The organism is Paraburkholderia aromaticivorans (assembly GCF_012689525.1).
Lineage (GTDB): Bacteria > Pseudomonadota > Gammaproteobacteria > Burkholderiales > Burkholderiaceae > Paraburkholderia > Paraburkholderia aromaticivorans_A.
This window is the reverse complement of the sequence record NZ_CP051516.1, coordinates 1,865,073-1,890,594: the sequence shown is the minus strand read 5'-3', so window position 1 is coordinate 1,890,594 and position 25,522 is coordinate 1,865,073. Positions and strand designations below refer to the sequence as shown.

Annotated in this window: 25 protein-coding genes; 13 read left to right on the top strand and 12 right to left on the bottom strand. The window is 63.2% G+C overall.

Annotated elements, in window-relative coordinates:
* Window positions 1-83: 83 nt before the first annotated feature.
* The 4 genes from gcl (at window position 84) to HF916_RS36545 (ending at window position 4,743) form a co-directional block, all read left to right on the top strand.
* Window positions 84-1,859, top strand: a complete 1,776-nt coding sequence (gcl, locus tag HF916_RS36560; protein ID WP_168793647.1) for a glyoxylate carboligase — start codon at window positions 84-86, stop codon at window positions 1,857-1,859.
* A 113-nt stretch (window positions 1,860-1,972) separates the two neighbouring features.
* On the top strand, window positions 1,973-2,782 hold the full coding sequence (gene otnI / locus HF916_RS36555) for a 2-oxo-tetronate isomerase (RefSeq protein WP_168793646.1): 810 nt from the start codon (window positions 1,973-1,975) through the stop codon (window positions 2,780-2,782).
* A 95-nt stretch (window positions 2,783-2,877) separates the two neighbouring features.
* Window positions 2,878-3,786, top strand: a complete 909-nt coding sequence (locus HF916_RS36550) for a 2-hydroxy-3-oxopropionate reductase (RefSeq protein ID WP_168793645.1) — start codon at window positions 2,878-2,880, stop codon at window positions 3,784-3,786.
* Between the two features lie 555 nt (window positions 3,787-4,341).
* Window positions 4,342-4,743 carry a DUF3597 domain-containing protein gene (locus HF916_RS36545; protein WP_168793644.1) on the top strand — a complete coding sequence of 134 codons (402 nt, stop codon included), beginning with the start codon at window positions 4,342-4,344 and terminating at the stop codon, window positions 4,741-4,743.
* Between the two features lie 160 nt (window positions 4,744-4,903).
* Here the strand turns inward: HF916_RS36545 and HF916_RS36540 are convergent, their stop codons facing one another.
* The 6 genes from HF916_RS36540 to HF916_RS36515 all read right to left on the bottom strand — a co-directional run bounded on the left by HF916_RS36540 (window position 4,904) and on the right by HF916_RS36515 (window position 11,339).
* Complete coding sequence (locus HF916_RS36540) at window positions 4,904-5,947, bottom strand: asparaginase (protein ID WP_168793643.1); 1,044 nt, start codon at window positions 5,945-5,947, stop codon at window positions 4,904-4,906.
* Window positions 5,948-6,168: 221 nt separating this feature from the next.
* On the bottom strand, window positions 6,169-7,095 hold the full coding sequence (locus tag HF916_RS36535; protein ID WP_007182122.1) for a CysB family HTH-type transcriptional regulator: 927 nt from the start codon (window positions 7,093-7,095) through the stop codon (window positions 6,169-6,171).
* 83 nt (window positions 7,096-7,178) lie between these two features.
* Window positions 7,179-8,237 carry a sulfate/molybdate ABC transporter ATP-binding protein gene (locus HF916_RS36530; RefSeq protein ID WP_168793642.1) on the bottom strand — a complete coding sequence of 353 codons (1,059 nt, stop codon included), beginning with the start codon at window positions 8,235-8,237 and terminating at the stop codon, window positions 7,179-7,181.
* Window positions 8,237-9,256, bottom strand: a complete 1,020-nt coding sequence (cysW, locus tag HF916_RS36525; RefSeq protein WP_168793641.1) for a sulfate ABC transporter permease subunit CysW — start codon at window positions 9,254-9,256, stop codon at window positions 8,237-8,239. The genes HF916_RS36530 and cysW overlap by 1 nt, the downstream gene beginning before the upstream one ends.
* Window positions 9,253-10,155, bottom strand: coding sequence for a sulfate ABC transporter permease subunit CysT (cysT, locus tag HF916_RS36520; RefSeq protein ID WP_168793640.1), 903 nt, complete (start codon window positions 10,153-10,155; stop codon window positions 9,253-9,255). Before cysT ends, cysW begins: the two co-directional genes overlap by 4 nt.
* A gap of 143 nt (window positions 10,156-10,298) precedes the next feature.
* Window positions 10,299-11,339: a sulfate ABC transporter substrate-binding protein gene (locus HF916_RS36515; protein ID WP_168793639.1), complete on the bottom strand. Its 1,041-nt coding sequence runs from the start codon at window positions 11,337-11,339 to the stop codon at window positions 10,299-10,301.
* Between the two features lie 313 nt (window positions 11,340-11,652).
* On the opposite strand from HF916_RS36515, the gene lexA reads away from it, so the two are divergent.
* From lexA to HF916_RS36500, 3 genes are all read left to right on the top strand, one after another.
* Window positions 11,653-12,303 carry a transcriptional repressor LexA gene (gene lexA / locus HF916_RS36510; RefSeq protein WP_168793638.1) on the top strand — a complete coding sequence of 217 codons (651 nt, stop codon included), beginning with the start codon at window positions 11,653-11,655 and terminating at the stop codon, window positions 12,301-12,303.
* A 71-nt stretch (window positions 12,304-12,374) separates the two neighbouring features.
* Window positions 12,375-12,719: a hypothetical protein gene (locus HF916_RS36505; RefSeq protein WP_106307789.1), complete on the top strand. Its 345-nt coding sequence runs from the start codon at window positions 12,375-12,377 to the stop codon at window positions 12,717-12,719.
* Window positions 12,720-12,827: 108 nt separating this feature from the next.
* Window positions 12,828-13,490 carry a DUF2939 domain-containing protein gene (locus HF916_RS36500; protein ID WP_168793637.1) on the top strand — a complete coding sequence of 221 codons (663 nt, stop codon included), beginning with the start codon at window positions 12,828-12,830 and terminating at the stop codon, window positions 13,488-13,490.
* A gap of 49 nt (window positions 13,491-13,539) precedes the next feature.
* Here the strand turns inward: HF916_RS36500 and HF916_RS36495 are convergent, their stop codons facing one another.
* A complete protein-coding gene (locus tag HF916_RS36495) occupies window positions 13,540-14,004 on the bottom strand; it encodes a universal stress protein (protein WP_012432786.1) in 465 nt (154 codons plus the stop codon).
* A gap of 288 nt (window positions 14,005-14,292) precedes the next feature.
* On the opposite strand from HF916_RS36495, the gene nodI reads away from it, so the two are divergent.
* A complete protein-coding gene (nodI, locus tag HF916_RS36490; RefSeq protein WP_168793636.1) occupies window positions 14,293-15,207 on the top strand; it encodes a nodulation factor ABC transporter ATP-binding protein NodI in 915 nt (304 codons plus the stop codon).
* A gap of 89 nt (window positions 15,208-15,296) precedes the next feature.
* The gene (locus HF916_RS36485) at window positions 15,297-16,124 is read left to right on the top strand and encodes an ABC transporter permease (RefSeq protein ID WP_168793635.1); all 828 of its coding nucleotides are present in this window, start codon (window positions 15,297-15,299) and stop codon (window positions 16,122-16,124) included.
* Window positions 16,125-16,210: 86 nt separating this feature from the next.
* Here the strand turns inward: HF916_RS36485 and HF916_RS36480 are convergent, their stop codons facing one another.
* Both HF916_RS36480 and HF916_RS36475 read right to left on the bottom strand, forming a co-directional pair.
* The gene (locus HF916_RS36480) at window positions 16,211-16,633 is read right to left on the bottom strand and encodes a hypothetical protein (protein ID WP_012432783.1); all 423 of its coding nucleotides are present in this window, start codon (window positions 16,631-16,633) and stop codon (window positions 16,211-16,213) included.
* 341 nt (window positions 16,634-16,974) lie between these two features.
* Window positions 16,975-17,937, bottom strand: coding sequence for a LysR family transcriptional regulator (locus tag HF916_RS36475; RefSeq protein WP_168793634.1), 963 nt, complete (start codon window positions 17,935-17,937; stop codon window positions 16,975-16,977).
* 226 nt (window positions 17,938-18,163) lie between these two features.
* On the opposite strand from HF916_RS36475, the gene HF916_RS36470 reads away from it, so the two are divergent.
* Entirely contained in the window at window positions 18,164-19,567 is a 1,404-nt protein-coding gene (locus tag HF916_RS36470) for a M20 family metallopeptidase (protein WP_168793633.1), read from the top strand.
* Between the two features lie 75 nt (window positions 19,568-19,642).
* Window positions 19,643-20,926, top strand: a complete 1,284-nt coding sequence (locus tag HF916_RS36465; RefSeq protein ID WP_168793632.1) for an MFS transporter — start codon at window positions 19,643-19,645, stop codon at window positions 20,924-20,926.
* Between the two features lie 221 nt (window positions 20,927-21,147).
* Here the strand turns inward: HF916_RS36465 and HF916_RS36460 are convergent, their stop codons facing one another.
* Complete coding sequence (locus HF916_RS36460; RefSeq protein ID WP_168793631.1) at window positions 21,148-22,200, bottom strand: NADP(H)-dependent aldo-keto reductase; 1,053 nt, start codon at window positions 22,198-22,200, stop codon at window positions 21,148-21,150.
* A gap of 156 nt (window positions 22,201-22,356) precedes the next feature.
* On the opposite strand from HF916_RS36460, the gene HF916_RS36455 reads away from it, so the two are divergent.
* Window positions 22,357-22,569, top strand: a complete 213-nt coding sequence (locus HF916_RS36455; protein WP_168793630.1) for a DUF3820 family protein — start codon at window positions 22,357-22,359, stop codon at window positions 22,567-22,569.
* Window positions 22,570-22,775: 206 nt separating this feature from the next.
* Window positions 22,776-23,021 carry a hypothetical protein gene (locus HF916_RS36450; protein ID WP_168793629.1) on the top strand — a complete coding sequence of 82 codons (246 nt, stop codon included), beginning with the start codon at window positions 22,776-22,778 and terminating at the stop codon, window positions 23,019-23,021.
* 185 nt (window positions 23,022-23,206) lie between these two features.
* Here HF916_RS36450 and cysC read toward each other — a convergent pair whose 3' ends face one another.
* Together cysC and HF916_RS36440 are read right to left on the bottom strand one after the other, a co-directional pair.
* The gene (gene cysC / locus HF916_RS36445; RefSeq protein ID WP_168793628.1) at window positions 23,207-23,746 is read right to left on the bottom strand and encodes an adenylyl-sulfate kinase; all 540 of its coding nucleotides are present in this window, start codon (window positions 23,744-23,746) and stop codon (window positions 23,207-23,209) included.
* On the bottom strand, window positions 23,743-25,332 hold the full coding sequence (locus HF916_RS36440) for a tetratricopeptide repeat-containing sulfotransferase family protein (protein WP_168793627.1): 1,590 nt from the start codon (window positions 25,330-25,332) through the stop codon (window positions 23,743-23,745). Before HF916_RS36440 ends, cysC begins: the two co-directional genes overlap by 4 nt.
* Window positions 25,333-25,522: the final 190 nt, after the last annotated feature.

Here is a 25,522-nt window from a genome sequence, read left to right as displayed (position 1 = left end):
TGATCTTATCAAACCTTTCCGTCAGGCCTAAAGTTCACTCAACACTTTTAATTCGCCCATTCCCAGACATTCAGGAGACATTCATGGCCAAGATGAGAGCCGTCGACGCAGCCGTGCTGGTGCTCGAAAAAGAAGGCATCGACACCGCATTCGGCGTTCCGGGCGCAGCGATCAACCCGTTCTACTCGGCCATGCGCAAGGCAGGCAACATCAGCCACGTGCTGGCCCGCCACGTCGAAGGCGCGTCGCATATGGCCGAAGGCTATACGCGCGCTCAACCGGGCAACATCGGCGTGTGTATCGGCACGTCGGGCCCCGCCGGCACCGACATGATCACCGGTTTGTACTCGGCTCAGGCCGACTCCATTCCTATTCTTGCTATCACGGGGCAGGCGCCGCGTGCGCGTCTGTACAAGGAAGATTTTCAGGCTGTCGATATCGAATCGATCGCCAAGCCCGTCACCAAGTGGGCCGTCACCGTGCGTGAGCCGGCGCTGGTGCCGCGCGTATTCCAGCAGGCTTTCCACCTGATGCGCTCGGGCCGTCCGGGTCCGGTGCTGGTCGACCTGCCGATCGACGTGCAGCTCGCCGAAATCGAATTCGACATCGACACGTACGAACCGCTGCCGGTCTACAAGCCGAAAGCATCGCGCAAACAGATCGAAGCCGCCCTCACATTGCTGAACGACTCGGACAAGCCGCTGATCGTCTCGGGTGGCGGCGTGCTGAACGCAGCCGCTGAAGACCTGCTCGTCACGTTCGCCGAAACCGTCGGCGTGCCGGTGATCCCGACGCTGATGTCGTGGGGCGCGATTCCCGACGACCATCCGCTGATGGCCGGCATGGTCGGTCTGCAAACTTCGCACCGCTACGGCAACGCGACGATGCTCGCCTCCGACTTCGTGCTCGGCATCGGCAACCGCTGGGCGAACCGTCACACGGGCAGCGTCGAGGTGTACACGAAGGGCCGCAAGTTCGTGCACATCGACATCGAGCCGACGCAGATTGGCCGCGTATTCGGCCCGGATCTCGGCATCGTATCGGACGCGAAGGCCGCACTCGAACTGTTCGTGGAAGTGGCGCAGGAATGGAAGGCCGCCGGCAAGCTGAAGGATCGTAGCGCGTGGGTCGCCGACTGCCAGCAACGCAAGAAGACGATGCTCCGCAAGACCCACTTCGACAACGTGCCGATGAAGCCGCAGCGCGTCTACGAAGAGATGAATCAGGTGTTCGGCCGCGACACGTGCTACGTGAGCACGATCGGTCTCTCGCAGATCGCCGGCGCGCAATTCCTGCACGTCTACAAGGCGCGCAACTGGATCAACTGCGGTCAGGCCGGCCCGCTCGGCTGGACGATTCCGGCAGCGCTCGGCGTGCGTGTGGCTGACCCGCAACGTCCGATCGTGGCGCTCTCAGGCGACTACGACTTCCAGTTCATGATCGAAGAGCTGGCTGTGGGCGCGCAATTCAAGCTGCCGTACGTGCATGTGGTGGTGAACAACTCGTACCTCGGCCTGATCCGCCAGGCACAGCGCGCGTTCGATATGGACTTCTGCGTGCAACTCGGCTTCGAGAACATCAACGCGCCGGAAACGAACGGCTACGGCGTGGACCACGTCGCGGTTGCGGAAGGTTTGGGTTGCAAGGCAATCCGCGTGCTCAAGCCGGAAGAACTGAAGCCCGCGCTGCTGAAGGCGCAGTCGATGCTCTCCGAGTTCAACGTGCCGGTGATCGTCGAAGTGATTCTCGAACGTGTGACCAACATCTCGATGGGCACCGAAATCGACGCGATCAACGAGTTCGAAGAACTGGCTGAGAAGCGCCAGGACGCACCGACCGCGATCAGCATGCTCGATTGATTTGCTGAGTTGCCTGACGCGCTGTACCGATGAGCATCACGTGAGCGCGGTTCTCCAACACCGAACCGCCTCACGAAGTTATTCCATTGACCGACCAGAGAGACAGACGCACCATGCCGAAATTCGCAGCGAATCTCACCATGCTGTTCAACGAAGTCCCGTTCCTCGACCGCTTTGCGGCTGCGGCGGACGCGGGCTTTCACGCCGTCGAATTCCTGTTTCCGTATCCGTATCAGATCGCTGAATTGAGCGAGCGTCTGCAGCAGAACCGCCTGAAGCTGGTGCTGCACAACCTGCCCGCGGGCAACTGGGAAGCGGGCGAACGCGGCATCGCGTGCCTGCCGGATCGCGTGAGCGAGTTCCAGGAAGGCGTCGGCCGCGCGATCGAATACGCGAAAGCACTGAAGGTGCCGCAACTGAACTGCCTCGTCGGCATTCCGACGGCCGGCGTCGATGCGGACAAGGCGCGCTCGACGATCGTCGACAACCTGCGCTTCGCCGCGGGCGAACTGAAGAAGGCCGGCATCAAGCTGCTGGTCGAGCCGTGCAACTCTTACGATATTCCGGGCTTCGCACTGAACCGCTCGGGCGAAGGCCTCGATGTGATTCGCGCGGTCGATTCGGACAATCTGTTCCTGCAATACGACATCTATCACATGCAACGGATGGAAGGCGAACTCGCGGCGACCATCAAGAAAAATCTGCCGCAGATCGCGCACATCCAGCTCGCCGACAACCCCGGCCGCAATGAACCGGGCACCGGCGAAATCAACTACCCGTTTCTGTTCGAGCTGCTCGACTCGCTCGGCTACGACGGCTACGTCGGCTGCGAATACAAACCGCGCACGACGACCACCGCCGGCCTCGGCTGGGTGCAGAGCGTGGCCGGGCAAACCCGCGGCGCGGCGCACGCCGCCGCCTGAGCGCCGCATTGCCTGATTGCCGGGCGGGATCAGGCGCTCGACGCCCCAAAGGAAGTCCCTAGAGGGACACCTAACAACACTGGAGATTTAGACACATGGCAAAGATCGGTTTCATCGGCCTCGGCATCATGGGCGCGCACATGGCGCGCAACCTCATCAAGGGCGGCCACACGCTGTTCGTGAATGGCGCGTACCCGGTGCCGGAAGATCTGAGCAAGACGACGAGCGTCGTCGCGAATTCGACCGCTGTCGCGCAGGCCGCCGACATCGTCATCATCATGGTGCCGGACACGCCTGACGTCGCCAACGTGCTGTTCGCCGATGACGGCGTCGCCGCCGGCCTCTCGCAAGGCAAGCTCGTGATCGACATGAGCTCGATCTCGCCGCTCGACACGCAAGCGTTCGCGAAGAAGATCAACGCTCTCGGCGTCGACTACCTGGACGCGCCGGTCTCCGGCGGCGAAGTCGGCGCGCGTGAAGCATCGTTGACGATCATGGTGGGCGGCCCGGAAAAGGCGTTCGCCACGGCCAAGCCGCTGTTCGAACTGATGGGCAAGAACATCTCGCTGATCGGCGACAACGGCGCGGGTCAGACCTGCAAGGTCGCGAACCAGATCATCGTCGCGCTGAACATCGAAGCCGTGGCCGAAGCGCTGCTGTTCGCGTCGCGCTCGGGCGCCGATCCGGAACGCGTGCGCAAGGCTTTGATGGGCGGCTTCGCCTCGTCGCGGATTCTCGAAGTGCACGGCGAGCGCATGACCAAGCGCAAATTCGATCCGGGTTTCCGCATCGAACTGCACCAGAAGGATCTGAACCTCGCACTCGACGGCGCGCGCAAGCTCGGCATCGCCCTGCCGCATACGGCGAGCGCACAGCAACTGTTCAGCGTATGCGCGGCGAACGGTGGCAAGGCATGGGATCACTCCGCGATGGTGCGGGCGCTTGAAATCATGGCGAATTTCGAAGTCGCGCAAGCGCCGGGTAGCGAAGCCAAGGCTGCTTGAGGAAGCAATACGGACTGCCGTGATCGTTGCATGATCAACGTCATGGCAGTCGCAGGTGGGGCGCCCGGTTCGTCGTGCGGTAGGCATGGCGGAACGGGCAAATCGTGCCGCTCTGGGCTGAGAGCGGCAAGTGGGGTCCGCAGCGGCACCCGGCGGCGCCGGGGAAGCCTTGGTCGGTCAGACGTCGTCGTCGGGTGTCCGGCTGTCGGATTTCATGTTTAACGATGCTTATGCTTTTTCGGCCAAACTCTCGCAGCGGGTGCATCACGCACGCCACTCGCCGGCACCTCTCTTAGCAGTTCCCCTCGTACGCGTGCTCGCAAGTCCGCTTGCATTTGCTTGCAACTCCGTCCCCTTTGCTCGACCTTTTTTGACACATCGGTCCGCGCTTTTCTCCTACACTCGTTGAGTCTGGTTGCGGGCGTGTCAGCGTTCAAGTGCGGCTTGCCGATCAAGGCAACGCATGTCCTCTGCATCATTCGCCCGATTCCAACCGGTGTTCAACCCGTAAGCGGAACGTGCTTGCGCCAGTAACCCATCTGCAAAGGATTCAGAATGAGCATCTTCGGTACCATCGTCAACAAGCTCTTCGGCAAAGCGAAGCCCGACCAGCCTGCTCCCGCGGTTGAGGCGACACCGGATCCGGCAGCGGCGCAAGCTGCCGCACCGGCGGCTACACCGGCGCCCGCGCCGCTGGCTGATGTCGACGTCGCTGCCGTCATGGACCAGTTCGTGAGCGAGAGCGGTCAAACGTTGAACTGGCGCACGTCGATCGTCGATACGCTGAAAGCGCTCGGCGTGGAGAGCAGCCTCGATCATCGCAAGGAGCTCGCAAAGGAACTGAATTACAGCGGCGACACGAACGATTCGGCGAGCATGAACATCTGGCTGCACAAGCAGGTGATGCAAGCACTGGCGGCGAACGGCGGCAAGTTGCCGCCGGATCTGGCAAACTGACTGCTCGCCGACGTCGCCTCGTTGCGGCGATAGCGATAAACCTCAAGCTGAAACGACAACGCGGCGCTCCGGTCGATGACCTGGGCGCCGCGTTGTCATTCAAGCTTCATGAGCGGGACACGGTTCTGACTTTGAACCGGGCCTGTCCTCGCTGAATCGATCAGTACGTATCGAATAACTTCTGCAACGCCACCGGCCCCGTGGCGCCCGCGGCCAATGCCAGCATCAGCAGCACGCGCGCCTTGTACGGATTCAGCGAACCCGCGCTGACGAAACCGAGTGCGTCGTCGGCGGCCGCGCCGTTGCGCATCACGTGTCCCGAACCCACGCGCGACGCACGCACCACCGCGACACCTTGCGAGGCGGCATCGGCAAGTGCCTGCTGCAGCGAGGCGTGAATCGAGCCGTTGCCCGTGCCCGCCACGACGATTCCCCGCACACCAGCGGCGACCAACGCATCCACGGCAATGCGCGAAACGCCCGCGTAACTCACGACGATTTCCACATGCGGCCACTTCGCGCCGATCACGAACTCGGTTGCGAGCGTATGCGGACGCACCACGCTGCGCTGGAATTCGACGCGGCCGTCCTGCACCCAGCCGAGCGCGCCGATCTCGGGCGAATGAAACGCATCGACCGCATAGGTGCTCGTCTTGACCACGTCGCGCGCGCTGTGGATCTTGTTGTTGAAGGCAACCAGCACGCCCTGCCCGCGCGAACTCGCCTGTGCCGCGACCGTCACGGCGTTCAGCAGATTCAGCGGACCGTCGGCGGAGAGCGCCGAGGCCGGGCGCATGGCCGCCGTCAGCACGACCGGCTTGTCCGACTTGATGGTCAGATGCAGCAGGTAGGCGGTTTCTTCGAGCGTGTCGGTGCCGTGCGTGACCACCACGCCGTCGATATCATCGTCGGCGAGCAGCGTGTTGATGCGTTGCGCGAGCGTGGTCCATAGCGGCATCGCCATGTCCTTGCTGTCGACGCTGGCAATCTGCTCAGGCGCGATGCGCGCCACCGTGGACAAGGCCGGCACCACGGCCAGCAGTTGCTCGACGCCGATCACACCAGCCTGATAACCCGATGTGTTGGTGGCGCTCGCGGCCGCGCCGGCGATCGTGCCGCCGGTCGCCAGCACGGCGATGCGCGGCAACGGTGGCGTCGCGCTTTCGTCTGAAGGCGCGGCGGAAGAAGAAGTCGAAGTATTCATGGCGGCGATTGTAAGCGATGCGCCGCGCGCCGCCATGCGTGAAAAAACGGATGTCCGTTCGTTTTGAAGCTGGATGAGGCCGGCGCTCAGTGCGCCACGAGCTGACCTGACGTTTGTATCGAGGCCAGCCGCAGCGCATATGAAGTTCGCACTGGCATCGCGATGAGTTCACGCGGCGCCGTTCGTGCCCTGCGCCGGACCGCCACGATCCGGCGCATCCGTCAGACCGCTTCGCGCAACTGCGCGGCGATATCCGCTTCGTTCAACTGCGGCGCGAACATCTCGATCAACCGGTACGCGTACGCGCGCAAGAACGCGCCCTTGCGCAAACCGACCCGCGTCGTGCTCGCCTCGAACAGATGCTGCGTGTCGAGCGCGACCAGTTCCGTGTCGCGCTTCGGATCGTAGGCCATCGCCGCGACCACGCCGATGCCCATGCCGAGTTCGACATAGGTCTTGATCACGTCGGCGTCGATCGCGGTCAGCACGACGTCGGGCAACGCGCCCGCTTTCGCGAATGCCTGGTCGATATGCGACCGGCCCGTGAAATCCTGGTCGTACGTGACGATCGGGAATTCGGCGATCTCGTCGAGCGTCAGATTCGGCCGGCCCACCAGCGGATGCCCCTTCGGCACGACCACGACGTGATGCCATGAATAGCACGGGAACGTGACGATATCCGGGAAACGGTCGAGCGCTTCGGTGGAGATGCCGATGTCCGCTTCGCCGTTGATGATCATCTGCGCGATCTGTTGCGGACTGCCTTGACGCAGCGCCAGATGCACTTTCGGGAACACCTCGGTGAATTGACGGATCACCTTCGGCAACGCGTAGCGCGCCTGCGTGTGGGTGGTCGCCACGACGAGGTGACCGCTGTCCTGATCGGCGTACTGGCGCGCGACGCGGCGCAGATTCTCGGCGTCGAGCAGCATCCGCTCGATCAGTTGATGCACCGCCTTGCCCGGCTCGGTGAGGCCCGTCAGACGCTTGCCGCGTCGAATGAAAATGTCGACGCCGAGTTCGTCCTCCAGATCCTTGATCTGTTTCGATACGCCCGACTGCGACGTGTACAGCACGTTCGCCACCTCGGTCAGATTCATGTTCTGACGCACGGCTTCGCGCACGAAGCGCAATTGCTGAAAATTCATCTGTATGTCTCCGGTTCGGCCAGAGTTGAGTTATTTGAGTTTGATTGAAACACCGAGTTGTATTGCTACGCGTTTGACCGCGCTTACTGCGCCGGGAAAACGCGCAAAGCGCGCGGCACCGCCGTCACGCCGTCGCCGATGGCGAGTTGCAGATCGCGCCACGCTTCGCGATCGAGTTCGGCTTCGAGCAGATTGCCCTCGCGGCCCGCGAGTTCGACCCGCACCGAGCCGCCCAGCGTCACCACGCGCCGCACATCGACGACGATGCCTTCGCGATGGCCCGACGCCTGCGGATACAACTGCAGATCGTGCGGACGCACATAGGCGAACGCCGGGCCGCTGAAATCGGCCTTGATGGAAACCGGCAGCGCCGCGCCGTCCACCACGAAACCGCTCGCGTCGACGTTGCCGTGCAGACGGTTCGCCGCACCGAGAAACTCATAGACGAACGAGGTCTGCGGATGGTCGTACACGTCCTGCGGACTACCCACCTGCTCCACGTGCCCGCGATTCAGCACGACGATACGGTCGGCCACTTCGAGCGCCTCTTCCTGATCGTGCGTGACGAAAATCGTCGAGATATGCAGATCGTCATGCAGACGACGCAGCCAGCTGCGCAATTCCTTGCGCACCTTCGCATCCAATGCGCCGAACGGTTCGTCGAGCAGCAGCACTTTCGGTTCGACGGCCAACGCGCGAGCGAGCGCGATACGTTGCCGCTGGCCGCCCGACAATTCCGACGGATAGCGTTGCGCGAGCCAGTCGAGCTGCACGAGCTTGAGCAGTTCATGCACCTTCTCGCGGATCACCGCTTCCGAAGGACGCTCCTTGCGCGGCTTCACGCGCAAGCCGAACGCCACGTTCTCGAACACCGTCATATGGCGGAACAGCGCGTAATGCTGGAACACGAAGCCCACTTCCCGCTCGCGCGCGCCGACCGTCGCTACGTCCTGGCCTTGCAGCACGACCTGGCCGCCGTCGGCGTATTCGAGGCCGGCGATCACGCGCAGCAAGGTCGTCTTGCCACAACCCGATGGCCCGAGCAGCGCAACCAGTTCACCCGGCGGAAAGTCGAGCGAGACGTTATCGAGCGCGACGAAATCGCCGAAGCGCTTCTGCAGGTTACGAACGGTGATACCCATTACAGCTCTCCTTGCTTGAGCGGGTGTTGCTGCGATGCATGCGTGGCGCGCGTGGCGTGTGTTGCGATAGCCGGCGGCGTGACGGGACCGGCGTACGCGGGCACGTCGCGCGCGGCCGACAGTTCCGCCGACATATGACGCTCGGCGAGCAGTTTCAGGCCGAGCGTCACGAGTGCAAGCAGTGCCAACACCGACGCCACGGCGAACGCCGCCGAGAAGTTGTATTCGTTGTAGAGAATTTCGACGTGCAGCGGCATCGTGTCGGTCTGCCCGCGAATATGGCCCGATACCACCGACACCGCGCCGAACTCGCCCATCGCCCGCGCGTTACACAGGATCACGCCGTACAGCAGGCCCCATTTGACGTTGGGCAGCGTGACGCGGCGGAAGATCTGCCAGCCCGACGCGCCGAGCACGTGCGCGGCTTCTTCTTCGTCGTTGCCTTGTGCCTGCATCAGCGGAATCAGTTCTCGTGCGACGAACGGGAACGTGACGAAGACCGTCGCCATCACGATGCCCGGCACCGCGAAAATGATTTGCACGTCGTGCGCTTGCAGCCACGGGCCGAACCAGCCCTGCGCGCCGAACATCAGCACATAGATCAAGCCCGAGATCACCGGCGACACCGAAAACGGCAGATCGATCAGTGTGGTCAGCAGCGCCTTGCCGCGGAACTCGAACTTGGCGATACACCATGACGCCACGAGACCGAACACGAGGTTCAGCGGCACCGCGATCGCGGCGGTGATCACGGTGAGCTTGATCGCCGAGAGCGCGTCCGGATCGGCGAGCGATTCCAGATAAAAACCGAGCCCCTTGTTCAACGCCTGATAGAACACGGCGGCGAGCGGCACGACGAGAAACAGCGCGAGAAACAGCAGTGCGACGCCGGTCAGAAGCCAGCGCACGAGGGGCGGTTCGGTGACCGGATCGGGCCGGCGCGCAACGTTCAGCGGCGCGCGCGGCGCCACGGCTACGGTGGCTGCTGCACCGGCATTCTTCACGGAATCGCGGCTCATTGCGCACCTCCGCCAACGCCGATCGCGGCGACACTCGCGGCGGCAGGCGCCGGACCCGCTCCACCGCGGCTCGTACGGCGCTGCAAAAACCACTGCAACGTATTGATGAAAAGCAGCATCAGGAACGACACGACCAGCATCACGACCGCGATGGCCGTAGCGCCCGCATAGTCGTATTGCTCCAACTTGGTGATGATGAGCAGCGACGTGATTTCCGATTTCATCGGCACATTACCGGCGATGAAGATCACGGAACCGTACTCGCCGAGCGCGCGCGCAAAAGCCAGCGCGAAGCCCGTCAGCAAAGCCGGAAACACCGCCGGCAACACTACGCGGCGAAACGTCAGCCAGCGCGAGGCGCCGAGGCAGGCCGCCGCTTCTTCCTGTTCGCGTTCGAACTCTTCGAGCACCGGCTGCACCGTACGCACGACGAACGGCAAACCGATGAACGTCAGCGCGACCAGCACGCCCGCCGGCGTAAAGGCGATCTTCAGGCCGAGCGGTTCGAGGAACTGCCCGATCCAGCCGTTGCCCGCGTACACGGCCGCGAGCGAAATGCCGGCGACCGAGGTGGGCAGCGCGAACGGCAGATCGACCACGGCATCGACGATGCGCTTGAACGGGAACGTGTAGCGCACCAGCACCCACGCCACCAGAAAGCCGAACACCGCGTTGATCAGCGCGCCGCCGAGCGCGGAAAAGAATGTGAGCCGATACGACGCGAGCACGCGCGGCGAGCTCACCGCGCGCACGAACTGGCTCCAGTCGAGCGTGGCTGTCTTGAGAAAGGTCGCCGCAAGCGGAATCAGCACCACGAGGCTCAGATAAGCCACCGTGATGCCGAGTGTCAGGCCAAAACCAGGCAACGCGCTCGGTTTTCGGAAGGTCAACGTCGTCATGCTCGTTACTCGTTCAGGTTGATGCTCGTGTTGCCGGCCGCCGGGCCCTGGCGGCCAAAAGCGCGCCCCATGGGGCGCGCTCGGGAGTGACGCGTTGCCGCGTCGCTTCGTTGCCTATGCCGGTGAAGGCAACGGCTCAATAGTTACTGCGGTTGATAGATCGAATCGAACACGCCGCCGTCGGCAAAGTGCGTCTTCTGCGCGTTGGCCCAGCCGCCGAACGAATCGTCCACCGTGTACAGCTTTAGCTTCGGAAACTTGGCGGTCAGCTCGGCCGGCACCTTGTTCGAACGCGGACGGTAGAAGTTCTTCGCCGCGATCTCCTGCCCTTGCTCGCTGTACAGGAAGTTCAGATACGCTTCGGCTTCCTTGCGCGTGCCGTGCTTGTCGACCACCTTGTCCACCACCGCGACCGGCGGCTCAGCCAGAATGCTGACCGATGGCACCACGATCTCGAACTTCTCCGGACCGAATTCCTTCAGCGACAGGAACGCTTCGTTTTCCCATGCGATCAGCACGTCGCCGATACCGCGTTGCACGAAGCTGGTGGTCGCGCCGCGCGCGCCCGAATCCAGCACGCCGGCATTCTTGTACAGCTTGCCGACGAATTCCTTGGCCTTCTGATCATTGCCGCCAGGTTGATGCTCGGCATACGCCCAGGCCGCGAGGTAGTTCCAGCGCGCGCCGCCCGACGTCTTCGGATTCGGCGTCACGATCGACACGCCCGGCTTGGTCAGATCGTCCCAATCCTTGATGTGCTTCGGGTTGCCCTTGCGCACCAGAAACACGATCGTCGACGTGTACGGCGACGCGTTATCCGGCAAACGCTTCTGCCAGCCCTTGTCCAGCAAACCCTTACCGGCCAGTGCGTCGATGTCATAGGCCAGCGCCAGCGTCACGACATCGGCCTGCAGACCGTCGAGCACCGAGCGGGCCTGCGCGCCAGAGCCGCCGTGCGACTGCTTGAAGGTGATCGTCTCGCCCGTCTTCGCCTTCCATTCCTTGCCGAACGCCTGATTGACGTCCTGATACAGCTCGCGCGTCGGGTCGTAGGACACGTTCAGCAGCGTCGTGTCGGCGGCGTGCGCCTGCGCCATCACGCCGAGCGCGCCCGCCGCGCCCAATGCGAGCGCCGCGATCAGTTTCTTCGTCCTGCCTGCCAGCCCCGTACCTTGGTGAATCATGTCAACTTTCTCCGCGTTGTCCGCTGAAACAGCGTGTGGTGTCTTTTCTTGCGTCGCGGTCACGTGCACATGAGCGCCAACTGGAGGCCAGTCTATCGAAGGGCTTTCATCATTAAAAATAATGTTTCTTCATTCTTTAATACTCAAAAGTGGTAATGACAGCTGGATAAGGCGTTGCGGCGTGAAAACGGGTGTTTGAGCATCGCTTGACGGCGCTGCAACGCCACCCTTCGCCCCGAACTTAAAGTAAAGCTTGAATTGCGCCGAATACTGTATAAAAATACAGTCACCTGTTCATACATACAGTGGCGCCATGACCAAACTCACCGCACGACAGCAGCAGGTTTTCGATCTGATCCGCAGGGCTATCGAACGCACCGGCTTTCCGCCCACCCGCGCGGAGATCGCCGCCGAACTGGGTTTCAGCTCGGCCAACTCGGCAGAAGAACATCTGCGCGCGCTGGCTCGCAAGGGCGTGATCGAACTCGCGGCCGGCGCATCGCGCGGCATTCGCCTACTGGCCGGCCCGGAAGACTCGCCGCACCAGTTCACCCTGCCGCACGCCAGCATCATGCAACTGTCGCTGCCACTGATCGGGCGGGTTGCCGCCGGCAGCCCGATCCTCGCGCAGGAACATATCTCGCAGCACTACGTCTGCGACCCGGCGCTGTTCTCGAGCAAGCCCGATTACCTGCTGAAGGTGCGCGGGCTGTCCATGCGCGACGCGGGCATCTTCGACGGCGACCTGCTCGCGGTGCAAAAGCGAAGCGAAGCGAAAGACGGCCAGATCATCATTGCCCGGCTGGGTGACGACGTCACAGTCAAGCGCCTGAAGCGCCGGCCGAACGGGCTCGAACTGATCGCCGAGAACCCCGATTACGAAAACATCTTCGTTGAAACCGGCAGTGCGGAGTTCGCGCTGGAGGGCATCGCCGTGGGGCTGATTCGCCCCGGCGAGTTCTAACCCTCTCGCCCGTTCGACAGAATAAAAGCCGCGCCAACGCCGCATCAACGTCGCATCGTCTGGAGAGTCTCATGGAACGTCTTGCCCGCCTGCTGCCCTTTCGCCAGTTCGGTCGTCTGCGTCATCTTCGCAAGCTGGTGCCCTGCTCATTGATCGAGGCCGCCACGCTCAGCACGCCGTCGCTGTTCGACTCGCCCGAGGCTGCGTCGAGCTTGCCGTCGTCGTTGCCGGCGTTTGCGCGCGTGTCGTTGAATTCGGGTTTGAATACGGCCGAACCGGCGCGTCGCGCACCGGTGCGGGTCTATCACGGGCCGTCACGCCTCATCATGGTCGGCACGATGGACGCGGTTTGCCGCATGATCGACCGCTGCATCGCCGATGAAGCCAACGTGCACGGCGCGGTGTTCGAGTCTTGAGGGGCTTTGTCGGGTCTTGATCGGGGCGGCGAGAGATTGCATTGCGTGGGATCGTTTTCGCGTGGCCGCGGTCCACGTTAGATCACACCTGATAGAGAGTCCCACTCGATGGCAGTTCCAAAACGTACCCAACGTGGCAGCAGAGGCGGCGCCACAAAGCCGCTGATCGTCACGCTAATCGTGATCGTGGTAATCGCCGCACTGGGCTTTGCTTACGCGTCACCGTACATCGCGCTGAACAATCTCAAACGCGCGGCCGATGCGCGCGACGCGCAAACCGTCAATCAGTACGTCGACTTCCCTGCGTTGCGTGAGAGCCTGAAGGAACAGGTCGCCGGTTTGCTGACACGCCGGCTTGGCGCGCACAGCAACGGCAATCCATTGGCCGCCATTGGCGCGATGATCGGCGTCGCATTGATTGGCCCGCTCGTGGATGCCTATGCCACACCGGACGGTGTGGCGGCCTTGCTGAACGGCATGCCGCCGCGCGGCGATCCGGGTGAGCGGCCGCCCGCGCCGGCGGCCGCGAACAATCCGCCCGACGCCACGGCGACTTCACCGGCGCCGGCAGCGCCCCCCGCCGGTAACGCAGTGAATGGGAATGCCAACGCCACGCCCCCGGAGCCGCCGCAAACCACGGCGGGCTATCGCGGCCTCAACGAGTTCGTCGTCACGTACCAGCATGGCGCCGGCGACGCGCGTTACTCGGCGATCTTTCAGCGCGAAGGGGTATTCACGTGGAAGCTGGCCGCGGTCAACCTGAGCGAGTGATCACCTGATGCCGTCAGGCCGAGGCGGCCGGTCACGTGACCACTAGGCCTCACGCCGCCGCTTGCTGCTGTTCCTGCGCCGAAGAACACGCCACCAGAATGCTGCACGAGACACGGTCGAGCAGCGGCGTATTACCCGCGCCCATCCACCATCGTGACAAGCCCGTGCGGCAGCGGTGCCCGACCACGACCAGGTCGACATGCAGTTCATTGGCGAGGTTGGCGATCTCATCGATCGGATGACCGAACGCAAAGTGCCCTTGGGCGGTCACGCCTCGCTCCGTGAGCCAGTCCACGCCTTCCTGCAGAATATCGCGCGCCGTCTTTTCGAAACTGCCACAGGCCACGTCGGTCAGCAGACCCGCGCTTTGCGCAATACTCGAACGCATGTCGACGACCGACAGCAAATGCGTTTCCGCTTTCAGATCCAACGCCAGGTCGGCGCCGCAACGTAGTGCTTTGCGGCCTTCGCGCGAGCCGTCGTAGCACAGCAGGATTTTCTGGTAGCTCGCCATGATTTTTCTCCCTTCGCGCGGGACGCGCGATCTGAATTAATCATGGTGCGCCGCAATTCAGGTTGCAAGGGATGGAAAACGCTAACTGCGCGCTAATTGCGCCCTAACGCCGCCCTAAACAGGTGCGCAAGCCGCCCGGGGATCCTCCGCGGGCCGATGCCGCAGTGCAAGAAACCCGCTTCGGGCTGTCGGCCTCGAACCGACACCGTCCCGCCGATGCCCTAGAATAGGCGGCCTCTCCCGGCCATTCGCGTCATTCACGTCTTTTCCCGGAGTCTCGTTCGATCCATGCCCGAAGTCGCCATCGAATTTCATCAGGTTAAAAAAAGCTACGGCGAAAAAACGGTCGTCGATGGACTGTCGTTTCATGTCAACGCCGGCGAATGCTTTGGCCTGCTCGGCCCCAACGGCGCGGGCAAGACCACCACGTTGCGCATGCTGCTCGGCATCGCTGCGCCGGACGCGGGCGTGATCCGTCTGTGCGGCGAGCCGATCCCCGGCCGCGCGCGCGTGGCGCGGGCGCGCGTCGGCGTGGTGCCGCAGTTCGACAACCTCGACCCCGACTTCACGGTGCGCGAGAACCTGCTGGTATTCGGCCGCTACTTCGGTTTGAGCGCCGCGCAATGCCGTGCCATGGTGCCGTCGCTGCTCGAATTCGCGCGTCTGGAGAGCAAGGCGGACGCGCGCGTGAGCGAGTTGTCCGGCGGCATGAAGCGGCGTCTCACGCTGGCGCGCGCGCTCGTCAACGATCCCGACGTGCTGATCATGGACGAGCCGACCACCGGCCTCGATCCTCAGGCGCGGCATCTCATCTGGGAGCGGCTGCGCTCGTTGCTTGCACGCGGCAAAACCATTTTGCTGACCACGCACTTCATGGAAGAAGCCGAACGCCTCTGCCACCGGCTGTGCGTGATCGAAGAAGGACGCAAGATCGCCGAAGGCGCGCCGAGCGCGTTGATCGCTTCCGAGATCGGCTGCGATGTGATCGAAATCTTCGGACCCGATCCGGTGGCCTTGCGCGATGAACTGGCGCCGTTCGTCGAGCGCACGGAGATCAGCGGCGAGACGCTGTTCTGCTACGTCAACGACGCGCAGCCGGTGCATGCGCGGCTCAAGCAGCGCGCGGATCTGCGCTATCTGCATCGACCGGCGAATCTGGAGGATGTGTTCCTGCGGCTCACGGGCCGCGAGATGCAGGATTAAAGGCGCATCGAGACCGGTATCGCACGCAACGCGCGCGCTATAACAGACCCAAAGGAAGTCCCGTTCAGGGACACCGCACGAGACACGCAATGGACGCACGCACTTACGAAACGCCGGGCGATACGCCATCGAAACAGGAAACCTTCGCCGCCTTTCCCGCGAACGCCAGCAACTGGATCGCCGTGTGGCGCCGCAACTATCTGGTGTGGAAAAAACTCGCGATCGCCTCGATGTTCGGCAACCTGGCCGATCCGATGATCTATCTGTTCGGCCTCGGCTTCGGGCTGGGGCTGATGGTCGGCCATGTCGACGGCGTGTCGTATATCGCGTTTCTCGCGGCGGGCACGGTGGCCTCGAGCGTGATGATGTCGGCGAGTTTCGAGTCGATGTATTCGGGCTTCTCGCGCATGCACGTGCAACGCACATGGGAAGCGATCATGCATACGCCGCTGACGCTCGGCGACATCGTGCTCGGCGAGGTGATCTGGGCAGCCAGCAAGGCTGTGCTCTCGGGCGCGGCGATCATGCTGGTGGCAGGCGCATTGGGCTACGCGAATTTTCCGTCGATGCTGCTGGCGTTGCCAGTCATCGTATTGACCGGGCTCGCGTTCGCGAGCATCGCGATGGTCGTGACGGCGCTCGCGCCTTCGTACGACTTCTTCATGTTTTACCAGACGCTGGTGTTGACGCCGATGCTGTTGCTATCCGGCGTGTTCTTTCCGGTGTCGCAGTTGCCTGCCGTTGCGCGAGGCGTCACCCAGGTGTTGCCGTTGGCGCATGCCGTCGAGTTGATGCGGCCGGCCATGCTGGGTCGGCCCGTCGATAATGTGGTGTTGCATGTGGCCGTGCTGGCGGCGTATGCGGTGGGCGGGTTTATCGTGTCGGCGATTCTATTTCGCCGCCGGATGATGAAGTAGGTTTTCCGGCGTGCAAAAACAGCGGACCGCAGGCGCTGATACGCGCAATCAACAAAGCATCAGCGCCTGCCGCTAACCGGGCTCGCTCAGTCCTCGTCATCCGTCCACGGAATGTCCACGTCGGAGATAAACGCCACCGTGGCGAACGGACCACCGTCCTGACGCCCGATCTTACCGTCGGCGCGTTGCCACTCGACCCGGAACACCGTGCCCGGATCGTCGGAGATCAGGCGGACCGTGCGCACTTCATCCGGATCGGCTTCTTCGACGGGACCATCGAGCGAGACTTGCAGTTCCTGCGGCCACAGCCCATCGGCCGGATCGTAGATCTTGTCGCCGTCGGGAATCAGTGTGAAGGCTTCCACGCCGATCGTCGCCGACGCGTCCACGATCATCTTGCCCAACGCGCGCAGCAATGCCGTGGCCCGCGCCGAATTCGCCTGACGGATTGCCAGATCCCCGCGCGTCAGCGCCTGCTCAAGTTTTGGGTTTGTTTTTTGTTGCGCCATTCGATGTCCTGAGTCCTATCGCTCTGTTGTGGATGGCGCGCAAATTCGAGCGCGCGCCGCTCTCCATTTTTCGGGCTGAATCCTACCATTGGTGTCCTCAAAAGGACTTCCATCGGCGCGTGCACTGCAGCATTGCCCGCCGTGCAGTTCGCGCCCTCAGCCGCCCCGTCCACCACAGTTTAGGTCGTGATTCGCGATCCGGCTGGGACATTTGCCTTTCAATTGGTCGCGAATGGATCGCTATCGCACGCATGCAGCCCGCCTGGTTCGTGGCGCGCGGGCGATCGCAAACGTTGTCTCGCCGGCTTGATGCCACGTGGATTTTCCAGGCCCTGCTGCCATCAGCGCGTGCTTCTGCTGCGCTTTCGCGCGGCCTTCGAGGCAGTCGCATCAGCCGGCTTCGCACCCGCGATTTCCGCGATCAGATGATCCCGGAACGCCCTCACCGACTGCGGCAGCTCACGCCCCGCCATGGTCTGCACCTGAATGCTGCGCTGGCGCATCTGCGGATGTGTCAGCGGCATCACGACGAAACCATCGCCGGCGTAGCGGTCGCGCACGGACAGCAGACCCGTGAACATGATCGCGCCGGACTTCTGCGCGTAGCGATACATGGCGCCGCTGTTGTTGCAGGTCAGCTCGGGCTCGAGCAGGACGCCTTCGAGCGCGCAGGTAATGTCGATCAACTGACGAATCGTCGTGCCGGGCTCCGGCAGCACGAGCGGATAGCGCTGCAAGTCGGCGAGCGACACCTTCGCGCGCGCGGCCAACGGATGATCGGCGCGCAGCAGCGCCAGCACAGGCGCGCGCTCCGTGTGCTCGACCTTGACGCCCTTTTCCGGCGCGAGGCTGAACGTCAACGCGAGATCGGCGTCGCCGTCACGCACCTGGCGGGTCGCCTCGCCTGGCGACATGACCGAGAGCGTGAAGTCGATGCCCGGATACTGAACCCTGAAGCTCGCCATCGCGGTAGGCAGGAAGTCGGCGGCGAAACCTTCGGAACTCGTCACCTTGATCATGCTGCCGTGCAAGGTCTCCAGGCCGCCGATCTCCTTCATCACATGCTCGGCCTCCAGCAGGCTGCGCTGCGCATAAGCGAGCAGGCGCTCACCGGCTTCGGAGAGCGCCATGCCGCGCGGACGCCGCTCGAACAGCGCGACGCCGAGATCGCTTTCGAGCCGCGCCACCTGCCGGCTGATGGCCGACACGGCGACATGCAGCCGCGCGGACGCGTCGCTGAGCGAACCGGTGCGCGCGACTTCGACGAAATAGCGCAGCGCGATGCCATGCAGCGAAAGTGCCATGTGTGATGTCCCATTCAACGGTCAGCGCCGGCGAGCCGATGTCCGCAAGCGCCTCTTCGCCTATCGTGAGCTTTGCCTTTTCGGCAACGCAAGCTTCGAAAGACGATCATTGTGACAAAAAAAACGGCCTCCTAGAATCGGTTTGAAGCTGCAGGCCGCGTCCGAGCGTAATCAGACAGAAAACCACGCGCCGCCCGCCCCCACATTCGCCCGCATTGGAGACACCATGAGCCGCACCCAGGCCATCGATCACGCCACCCACCATTTCGAATCCGGCGCCTTTCTCGAAACGCTCAACCGCCGCGTTGGTTTTCGCACCGAAAGTCAGGAGGACGATCGCGCCGCGACGCTGCGGTCGTATCTGACCGACGAGATAACGCCTGAAGTCGAAGGCATCGGTTTCACCACGCGCATCGTCGCGAACCCGGTGGACGGCTTCGGGCCGTTCCTGATCGCGGAGCGCCACGAGGGCGACCATCTGCCGACCGTGCTGATCTACGGTCACGGCGACGTGGTGCGCGGCTACGACAGCCAGTGGCGCGCGCCGCTGACGCCGTGGGCCGTGACCATCGAAGGCGAGCGCTGGTTCGGCCGCGGCACCGCCGACAACAAAGGCCAGCACAGCATCAACCTGGCCGCGCTGGCGAGCGTGCTGGCCGCGCGCGACGGCAAGCTCGGCTTCAACGCGAAGCTGTTGATCGAGATGGGCGAGGAAACCGGCTCGCCCGGACTCGACGCGGTCTGCCGTGCGCACCGTGAAGAACTGGCCGCCGACGTGCTGATCGCCTCCGACGGCCCGCGCCTTGCCGCGCGCCGCCCCACCGTGTTCCTCGGCTCGCGCGGCTCGGTGAACTTCAAGCTGTCGTTGAATCTGCGCGACGGCGCGCATCATTCGGGCAATTGGGGCGGTCTGCTGCGCAACCCGGCCACGGTACTGGCAAACGCGTTGGCGAGCCTCGTCGACGCGCGCGGCGTGATCGCCGTCGACGGTTTGCGCCCGCCGCCGATTCCCGAGGCGGTGCGCCGTGCGCTCGCCGATATCTCGGTAGGCGGCGGCCCGGGCGATCCGGCCGTCGACGACAACTGGGGCGAGCCTGGCCTTACCGCGCCCGAGCGCGTGTTCGGCTGGAACAGCTTCGAAATACTCGCGTTCAAGGCCGGCAATCCGGAGAACCCGGTCAATGCGATTCCGTCGTCGGCGTTCGCGCATTGCCAGTTGCGCTTCGTGGTCGGCACCGATTGGGACAACCTCGAACGGTATCTGCGCACGCATCTGGATGCGCATGGCTTCTCGCAAGTGCAGATCGACGTCGAGCGCGGCGCGCCCGCCACGCGCCTGAACCCGGACGATCCGTGGGTCACGTGGGCGATCGCCTCGCTTGAACAGACCACCGGCAAGAAGACCGCTGTGCTGCCGAATCTGGGCGGCACGCTGCCCAACGAAGTGTTCGCCGACACGCTCGGCCTGCCGACCATCTGGGTGCCGCATTCGTATCCGGCCTGTTCGCAGCACGCGCCGAACGAGCATCTGCTTGGACCGGTCGTGCGCGAAGGCCTGCAGATCATGGCGGGCCTCTTCTGGGATCTCGGCGAGAACTCGCCGCGCGCGACAACCGTCAGCGGATCCTAAGCGCAATCTGAACGACGCCCGAACCAATCGGGCGCAACACGCCGTCATCCGCATCCGTCACGAGGCACGTCCAAGATGAGCACGTCCATTCTGCAAGCCAGCGCCGCGCGGCCGTCCGCCGCGAAGGTCCATCGCATCATTCTCGCGGCGTCGATCGGCAACGCGCTCGAATGGTTCGATCTCGTCGTCTACGGTTTCTTCGCGGTGACCATCGCGAAGCTGTTTTTTCCGGCACGCACCGAAGCGATTTCGCTGATGCTCACGCTCGGCACCTTCGGCATCTCGTACATGATCCGGCCGCTCGGCGGACTCGTACTCGGTTCGCTCGCAGATCGCGCCGGACGCAAGGCGTCGCTGCTGCTGTCGATCGCGCTGATGATGATCGGCACCTTGACGATCGCCGTGATGCCGCCGTATGCGGCGATCGGCCTGTGGGCGCCCGCGGGCATCATGCTGTCGCGCCTCGTGCAAGGTTTTTCGGCGGGCGGAGAGTTCGGCGCGTCCACCGCGTTTCTGGTCGAACATGCGCCCGAGCGCCGCGGCTTCATGGGTAGCTGGCAGTTCGCGAGCCAAGGCATGGCGACGTTGCTCGCCTCCGGTTTCGGCGCGCTGCTGACGAGCCAGCTCACGAGCGCGCAACTCGAATCATGGGGATGGCGCGTGCCGTTTCTGTTCGGCCTCGCGATCGGTCCGGTGGGTTTCTATATCCGCCGTTACGTGGATGAAGGCGCCGAGTTCAACGCCGAGTCCAAAGCCCGCACGCCGCTGCGCGACCTGTTCGGCACGCAGAAGGTCCGCATGCTGCTGGCGGTCGGCTCGCTGATCATTTCGACGGCGGCCAATTACATGATCCTGTACATGCCGACTTACGCGATCAAGCAACTGCACTTGCCCGCCTCGACCGGCTTCGCGGCGACGCTCGCCACCGGCGTGGTGCTCACGGTGCTGACGCCGTTCGCGGGTCATCTGTCCGACAGCCTCGGACGCATCCGCATCATGGCGACGGCCGCCGTGCTGATGCTGGTGACGGTGTATCCGGCTTTTGTGTATATGAACGCGCATCCGTCGTTCGCGACGATGCTGCTCGCGCTGATCTGGATCGGCGTATTGAAGGCCACGTATTTCGGCGCGCTGCCCGCGTTGATGTCGGAGATTTTCCCAACGCAGACGCGTGCGACCGGCCTCGCGGTGAGCTACAACATCGGCGTGACGGTGTTCGGCGGCTTTGCGCCGTTCGTGATCACGTGGCTGATCGATGCAAGCGGTAATAAGCTCGCGCCGGGTCTCTATCTGATGTTCTGTGCAGTGGCGAGTTTGTTCGCGCTCTACGCGGTGCGGAGGAAGTTGATGATCCGCTGAGGACACGGGAATGCCGACTCGCCTAGAGCGCCGTGGCGAAGCTGCTCGCCATCACGGCATACGCGGGAAGTGGAGTACCGGCTGAGCACGTCTGCCGACGCGACAGCGTCGCAGAAGCGAAGCGCGAATCCCCTTGCGAACGCCCCGGCCGTGCAGCCGGGGCAAATCAAACGTTCGCATGATTCGAGCCGCACTAGAACCACACGCTCAACACTCACGCATCAAGGCGCCGGATTCGGCTGCAACTCATGCAGCGCATCGATTTCCGCGAGCACTTCCGGCGAGAGTTTCACCTCGACGCTGGCGATGTTTTCCTTCAATTGATCGAGCGAGGTCGCGCCGATCAGATTGCTGGTCACGAACGGCCGGCTATTGACGAACGCAAGCGCGAATTGCGCGGGCGACAAGCCGTGACGCTTCGCCAACTCGACGTAACGCGTGATCGCCTGGACGGCTTGCGGCTTGCTGTAGCGCTGAAAACGCTCGAACAGCGAGATACGAGCGCCAGCCGGACGCGCGCCGCCTTCATACTTGCCCGTCAGCCAGCCGAAGGCCAGCGGCGAATAAGCCAGCAAGCCGATGTTGTCGCGATGCGCGTACTCGGACAGCCCCGCTTCGTAAGTGCGATTGACGAGGCTGTACGGATTCTGAATGCTGACGATGCGCGGCAACCCGAGTTTTTCAGCCGCGCGCAGAAACTGCGCGACGCCCCACGGCGTTTCGTTCGACACGCCGACGTGGCGCACCTTCCCCGCCTTGACGAATTCAGCGAGCACCGACAGCGTTTCTTCGATCGGCACCGTATAGGCGTCGTCGACCCACGGATACGCCGGGCGGCCGAACGTCATCGTGCTGCGATCCGGCCAGTGCAACTGATACAGATCGACATAGTCCGTTTGCAGGCGCTTCAGGCTGTCGTCGAGTGCTTCGGTCAGATTCTTGCGGTCGAACTGGTTGCCCTCGCCACGAATATGGCGCGGGTTGTGCGGCTGACGCGCCGGGCCGGCAATCTTGGTGGCAAGCACGATTTTCTCGCGCGCGCTGCGATGCTGCGCGAGCCATGTGCCGATGAAGCGTTCCGTCGAACCCTGCGTCTCGGCGCGCGGCGGCACCGGGTACATTTCAGCGGCGTCGATCAGGTTGACGCCTTGATCGAGTGCGTAATCGATCTGCGCGTGCGCTTCCTGTTCCGTGTTCTGCTCGCCCCACGTCATGGTGCCGAGACCGATCAGGCTAACTTGCACATCGGAGTCGCCGAGTCTGCGGTATTCCATCGAACTTGTCCTGTTGATTGGTTGAACGAAAAGCGCCGACGGTACCATGTCCGTCCGACCTCTGCTTAGCGCGCTAAAATGCGGTTCCAGCGCGCGTCACCCGTTTTTTCCGCGCGAAATGTTTCGCTGCGGTTTCCCTGCGTCGACCTGTCTGCCATGAATCCCGAACACCTCGAACTGCTGGTCACGCGCATCATGCCTTACGGGAAATATAAAGGCCGCGTGATTGCGGACCTGCCCGGTCATTATCTAAACTGGTTTGCTAGCCAGGGCTTTCCGCCGGGCGAAATCGGCCGGCTGCTGGCGTTAATGCACGAGATCGATCACAACGGTTTGAAGCCGCTGCTCGAGCCTTTGCGCAAGCGCTGATCGCCTCGCGGTGAAAGCCGTGTGAAGCGCCGTGAAGCACGGATGAAAGTTGCCCTGTAGGCATTGTGCAAGCAATGTCAGCCTGTACAAATTTATACAGTCTTTTGCTTGTACCTTGCCCGCTGAATGGACTTTAATCCACGTAGGTCTTCGCGCGAATTCCATGGTTCGCGCCATCATCCGCATGTCATCTTGCCTGTCTGTCCATGTCTGAATTCAGCTTGTCCGCGCTGCTCGAATTTATCGGCCACGACCTCTCGCCCGTGAGGGCGGTCATCGTCTTCTTCCTGATCGGCTACCTCATCGTCGGACTGCCGGTGCATTTCCGCCAGGGCGCCGCATCGCGCGACATCTGGGGCACCGCCGCCGGCGTGACGATGGCCGCGATCTATGCGGCGTTCATCATCGGCGTGTATCCGGCTTTGCATCATTCGGCCGGGTTGTTGCGGTAACCCGAAGCGGCTTCGATGCGCGTGCGCATGTGCGTGTGTCTACCGTCGACGCACACGCATCGACGCTTCACCCCTTCTGTCCCCCGAGAAATCGAAACGGTATGGTGAAACGTCGCGGGCGGGGCGAAAAATCTGCGTGTACGGTTACGCGCTGCGCGTGACTCGCCGCGCTTCAGGACGAAGCGCTAACTGCTCAGACGCCCCATCGCGGCCAGATGCGCGAGCAGGCGGCCCACTGACTCGTCGACCGGCATCCGGTCGCTCTCGATCACGACATCCGACGCGAGCGGTGCTTCGAAAGGTCCGGAAATGCCGGTGAAATGCGGGATCTCGCCGCGCCTTGCGCGAGCGTAAAGCCCTTTGGCATCGCGAGCTTCGCAGACGTTCAGCGGCGCATTCACGAACACTTCGACGAAACCGTCACCGACGATTTCACGAGCAGAACGCCGATGCCGATGCTCCGGCGAAATCACTGCGGCAATCACGACGAAGCCCTGCTGCATGAAGAGCGCCGCGACGTGCGCGACCCGTCGCAAGTTCTCAGTACGGTCCTCGGGCGTGAAGCCGAGATCGGCGTTCAGTCCGCGCCGCAGCACGTCGCCATCGAGCACGATCGCGGCATGTCCCGCTTCCTTCAGACGCTGATGCAAGGCGTTGGCGAGCGTCGATTTGCCGGCGCCGGAAAGCCCCGTCATCCAGATCACGGCGCCACGCGATGCGCTCATGAGCGATGCTCCGTGCCGCTTGCCGCGACCTCGTCAGCCTCGCGGCGATGCGCCGGCGCCAACTCCGCGCCGAGGCCATCGAACAGCGGTTGCAGCAACGCGTGCTGCGGCTGCCAACGTTGCAGCGACGTCTTATACAGCGGACGGCGCACCTGCGCGGAACTGGCCGTATTCACCTGGCGCGTGGTCTGATAAAACGACAGGCAGCGTTCGTCCCAGTCGAGCCCGCAATGCGCGAGCACGCGGCGCACATTACCTTCGAAATCGTCGACCAGTTCTTCATACTTGACTTCGATCATCACACCTTCGGGGAGCACGCGTTGCCAGTGAGCCATTAACTCGTCGTACGCGCGGTAGTAGCGGCCCAGTTCGCCGAGATCATAGCTGAACGGCACGTCGTGAAAGATCCGCGAAAAAATCGACAGGCAGGTTGGCAACGGCGCGCGGCTGCTGTGAATGAAGCGGGCGTTCGGTAACGCGAGATGGATCAGGCCGAGGTTGATGAAGTTGAACGGATACTTGTCGGTGAAGTGCGTGTAGTTCGCAGGATTGCGTTCGTCGTTTTGCGCCAGGCTCTGGAGTTCCGGCAACGCATTGCGCATCCGACGCAGATAGTCCGCGCCGAGCGTGCGCAACGGCGCGGCGCCGACGTCTTCCAATGCTTCGATGTCGATCCGCAACGGATCGCCCGGATCGCGGCGGATGCAGTTCACCAGCGCCTCGCCGAATTCCGTGCGCTCGCCTGCGCCGAAGACTTGCGGATGGCTCGCGAGAATCTGTTCGATCAAGGTCGAACCCGAGCGCGGCATGCCGACGATAAAAATCGGCGCCTGCGATGCGTCGCCCAGACCGCGCTTCGCCGCCAGCAGATCGGAAGTCATCAGTTCGGGCAGATGTGCGAACAGGCCGAGCGTTTCCGCTTCGTTGTAACGCACGCCGGCGCGGTGCAGCGCATTGCCCTTCAGGAAGTGATCGAACGACGCGTCGTTGCGGCCCGCATCGGACAGCGCCTGGCCGTACGCGAAGTGAAGCTCCGCCTGATTGGCCGGCGTGAGCGAAGCGGCATCGTCGACGAGACGCTCCATCGCGAGGAAGACCGGATCGTCAGCGGCAAGGCGCTTGGATTGCACGAAGTTGCGGTAGTACAGCAGCACCTGCGGCGCGGCCTCGATTGCGCGGCGATACGCTTCGTGCGCTTCGTCGAAACGGCCGAGTGCCTGCAGGCAGTTGCCCATGTTGTTGTGCGAGCCGTCGGCTTGCGGATTCACGCGCGTCGCCTCGCGATAGGCGTCCACTGCCTGTTCGAGCCGATGCATCTGCTCAAGCGTCCAGCCGAGGCCATGATGCGAATCCGTGTCGCGCGGATCGAGCGCGATCGCTTCGTGATAGCGAACGACGGCTTCGGGAAATCGGTTCAGCGCGGCGAGCGTGGCCGCTAGGCGCTGCTGGACGAGCGCGTCGGCGGGGTCGAGCGCACGGGCGGTTTCGCAACGTTGGAGCGCGGCCTCGAGTTCGCCGCGTGCGGCGCAGGCGTCGCCTTCGGCGCGCCATTCCGATGCGGCAGCCGGCTGTGGATCTTGCTTCATTGACGGCTGGATTCTTGCAGGCTTCGCATCGAGCGGTCCTGACAGTAAGCGAGTGCGATCTTTTCATCCAGCCCGGCAAGCGGCACACGGTCGGGAGTCGAAGGTAATTGTCTGAAGGGAACTTAACAGCCGCGCCCTACAGTTTCGTTTCGAAAATTTAACTAACTGTTACAGCGCGGTGTAGGGGTAA

What these genes read in the sequence shown, in the direction of transcription:
- cysW (WP_168793641.1), bottom strand. Translation starts at nt 9,256, where the DNA reads ATGAGCCGCGATTCCGTGAAGAATGCCGGTGCAGCAGCCACCGTAGCC.
- cysT (WP_168793640.1), bottom strand. Translation starts at nt 10,155, where the DNA reads ATGACGACGTTGACCTTCCGAAAACCGAGCGCGTTGCCTGGTTTTGGC.
- cysC (WP_168793628.1), bottom strand. Translation starts at nt 23,746, where the DNA reads ATGAGCGCATCGCGTGGCGCCGTGATCTGGATGACGGGGCTTTCCGGC.
- HF916_RS36470 (WP_168793633.1), top strand. Translation starts at nt 18,164, where the DNA reads ATGAGCCGCACCCAGGCCATCGATCACGCCACCCACCATTTCGAATCC.
- HF916_RS36460 (WP_168793631.1), bottom strand. Translation starts at nt 22,200, where the DNA reads ATGGAATACCGCAGACTCGGCGACTCCGATGTGCAAGTTAGCCTGATC.
- gcl (WP_168793647.1), top strand. Translation starts at nt 84, where the DNA reads ATGGCCAAGATGAGAGCCGTCGACGCAGCCGTGCTGGTGCTCGAAAAA.
- HF916_RS36550 (WP_168793645.1), top strand. Translation starts at nt 2,878, where the DNA reads ATGGCAAAGATCGGTTTCATCGGCCTCGGCATCATGGGCGCGCACATG.
- HF916_RS36485 (WP_168793635.1), top strand. Translation starts at nt 15,297, where the DNA reads ATGGACGCACGCACTTACGAAACGCCGGGCGATACGCCATCGAAACAG.
- otnI (WP_168793646.1), top strand. Translation starts at nt 1,973, where the DNA reads ATGCCGAAATTCGCAGCGAATCTCACCATGCTGTTCAACGAAGTCCCG.
- HF916_RS36500 (WP_168793637.1), top strand. Translation starts at nt 12,828, where the DNA reads ATGGCAGTTCCAAAACGTACCCAACGTGGCAGCAGAGGCGGCGCCACA.
- HF916_RS36540 (WP_168793643.1), bottom strand. Translation starts at nt 5,947, where the DNA reads ATGAATACTTCGACTTCTTCTTCCGCCGCGCCTTCAGACGAAAGCGCG.
- lexA (WP_168793638.1), top strand. Translation starts at nt 11,653, where the DNA reads ATGACCAAACTCACCGCACGACAGCAGCAGGTTTTCGATCTGATCCGC.
- HF916_RS36450 (WP_168793629.1), top strand. Translation starts at nt 22,776, where the DNA reads ATGTCTGAATTCAGCTTGTCCGCGCTGCTCGAATTTATCGGCCACGAC.
- HF916_RS36530 (WP_168793642.1), bottom strand. Translation starts at nt 8,237, where the DNA reads ATGGGTATCACCGTTCGTAACCTGCAGAAGCGCTTCGGCGATTTCGTC.
- HF916_RS36535 (WP_007182122.1), bottom strand. Translation starts at nt 7,095, where the DNA reads ATGAATTTTCAGCAATTGCGCTTCGTGCGCGAAGCCGTGCGTCAGAAC.
- HF916_RS36480 (WP_012432783.1), bottom strand. Translation starts at nt 16,633, where the DNA reads ATGGCGCAACAAAAAACAAACCCAAAACTTGAGCAGGCGCTGACGCGC.
- HF916_RS36545 (WP_168793644.1), top strand. Translation starts at nt 4,342, where the DNA reads ATGAGCATCTTCGGTACCATCGTCAACAAGCTCTTCGGCAAAGCGAAG.
- HF916_RS36475 (WP_168793634.1), bottom strand. Translation starts at nt 17,937, where the DNA reads ATGGCACTTTCGCTGCATGGCATCGCGCTGCGCTATTTCGTCGAAGTC.
- HF916_RS36465 (WP_168793632.1), top strand. Translation starts at nt 19,643, where the DNA reads ATGAGCACGTCCATTCTGCAAGCCAGCGCCGCGCGGCCGTCCGCCGCG.
- HF916_RS36505 (WP_106307789.1), top strand. Translation starts at nt 12,375, where the DNA reads ATGGAACGTCTTGCCCGCCTGCTGCCCTTTCGCCAGTTCGGTCGTCTG.
- HF916_RS36515 (WP_168793639.1), bottom strand. Translation starts at nt 11,339, where the DNA reads ATGATTCACCAAGGTACGGGGCTGGCAGGCAGGACGAAGAAACTGATC.
- HF916_RS36440 (WP_168793627.1), bottom strand. Translation starts at nt 25,332, where the DNA reads ATGAAGCAAGATCCACAGCCGGCTGCCGCATCGGAATGGCGCGCCGAA.
- HF916_RS36455 (WP_168793630.1), top strand. Translation starts at nt 22,357, where the DNA reads ATGAATCCCGAACACCTCGAACTGCTGGTCACGCGCATCATGCCTTAC.
- nodI (WP_168793636.1), top strand. Translation starts at nt 14,293, where the DNA reads ATGCCCGAAGTCGCCATCGAATTTCATCAGGTTAAAAAAAGCTACGGC.
- HF916_RS36495 (WP_012432786.1), bottom strand. Translation starts at nt 14,004, where the DNA reads ATGGCGAGCTACCAGAAAATCCTGCTGTGCTACGACGGCTCGCGCGAA.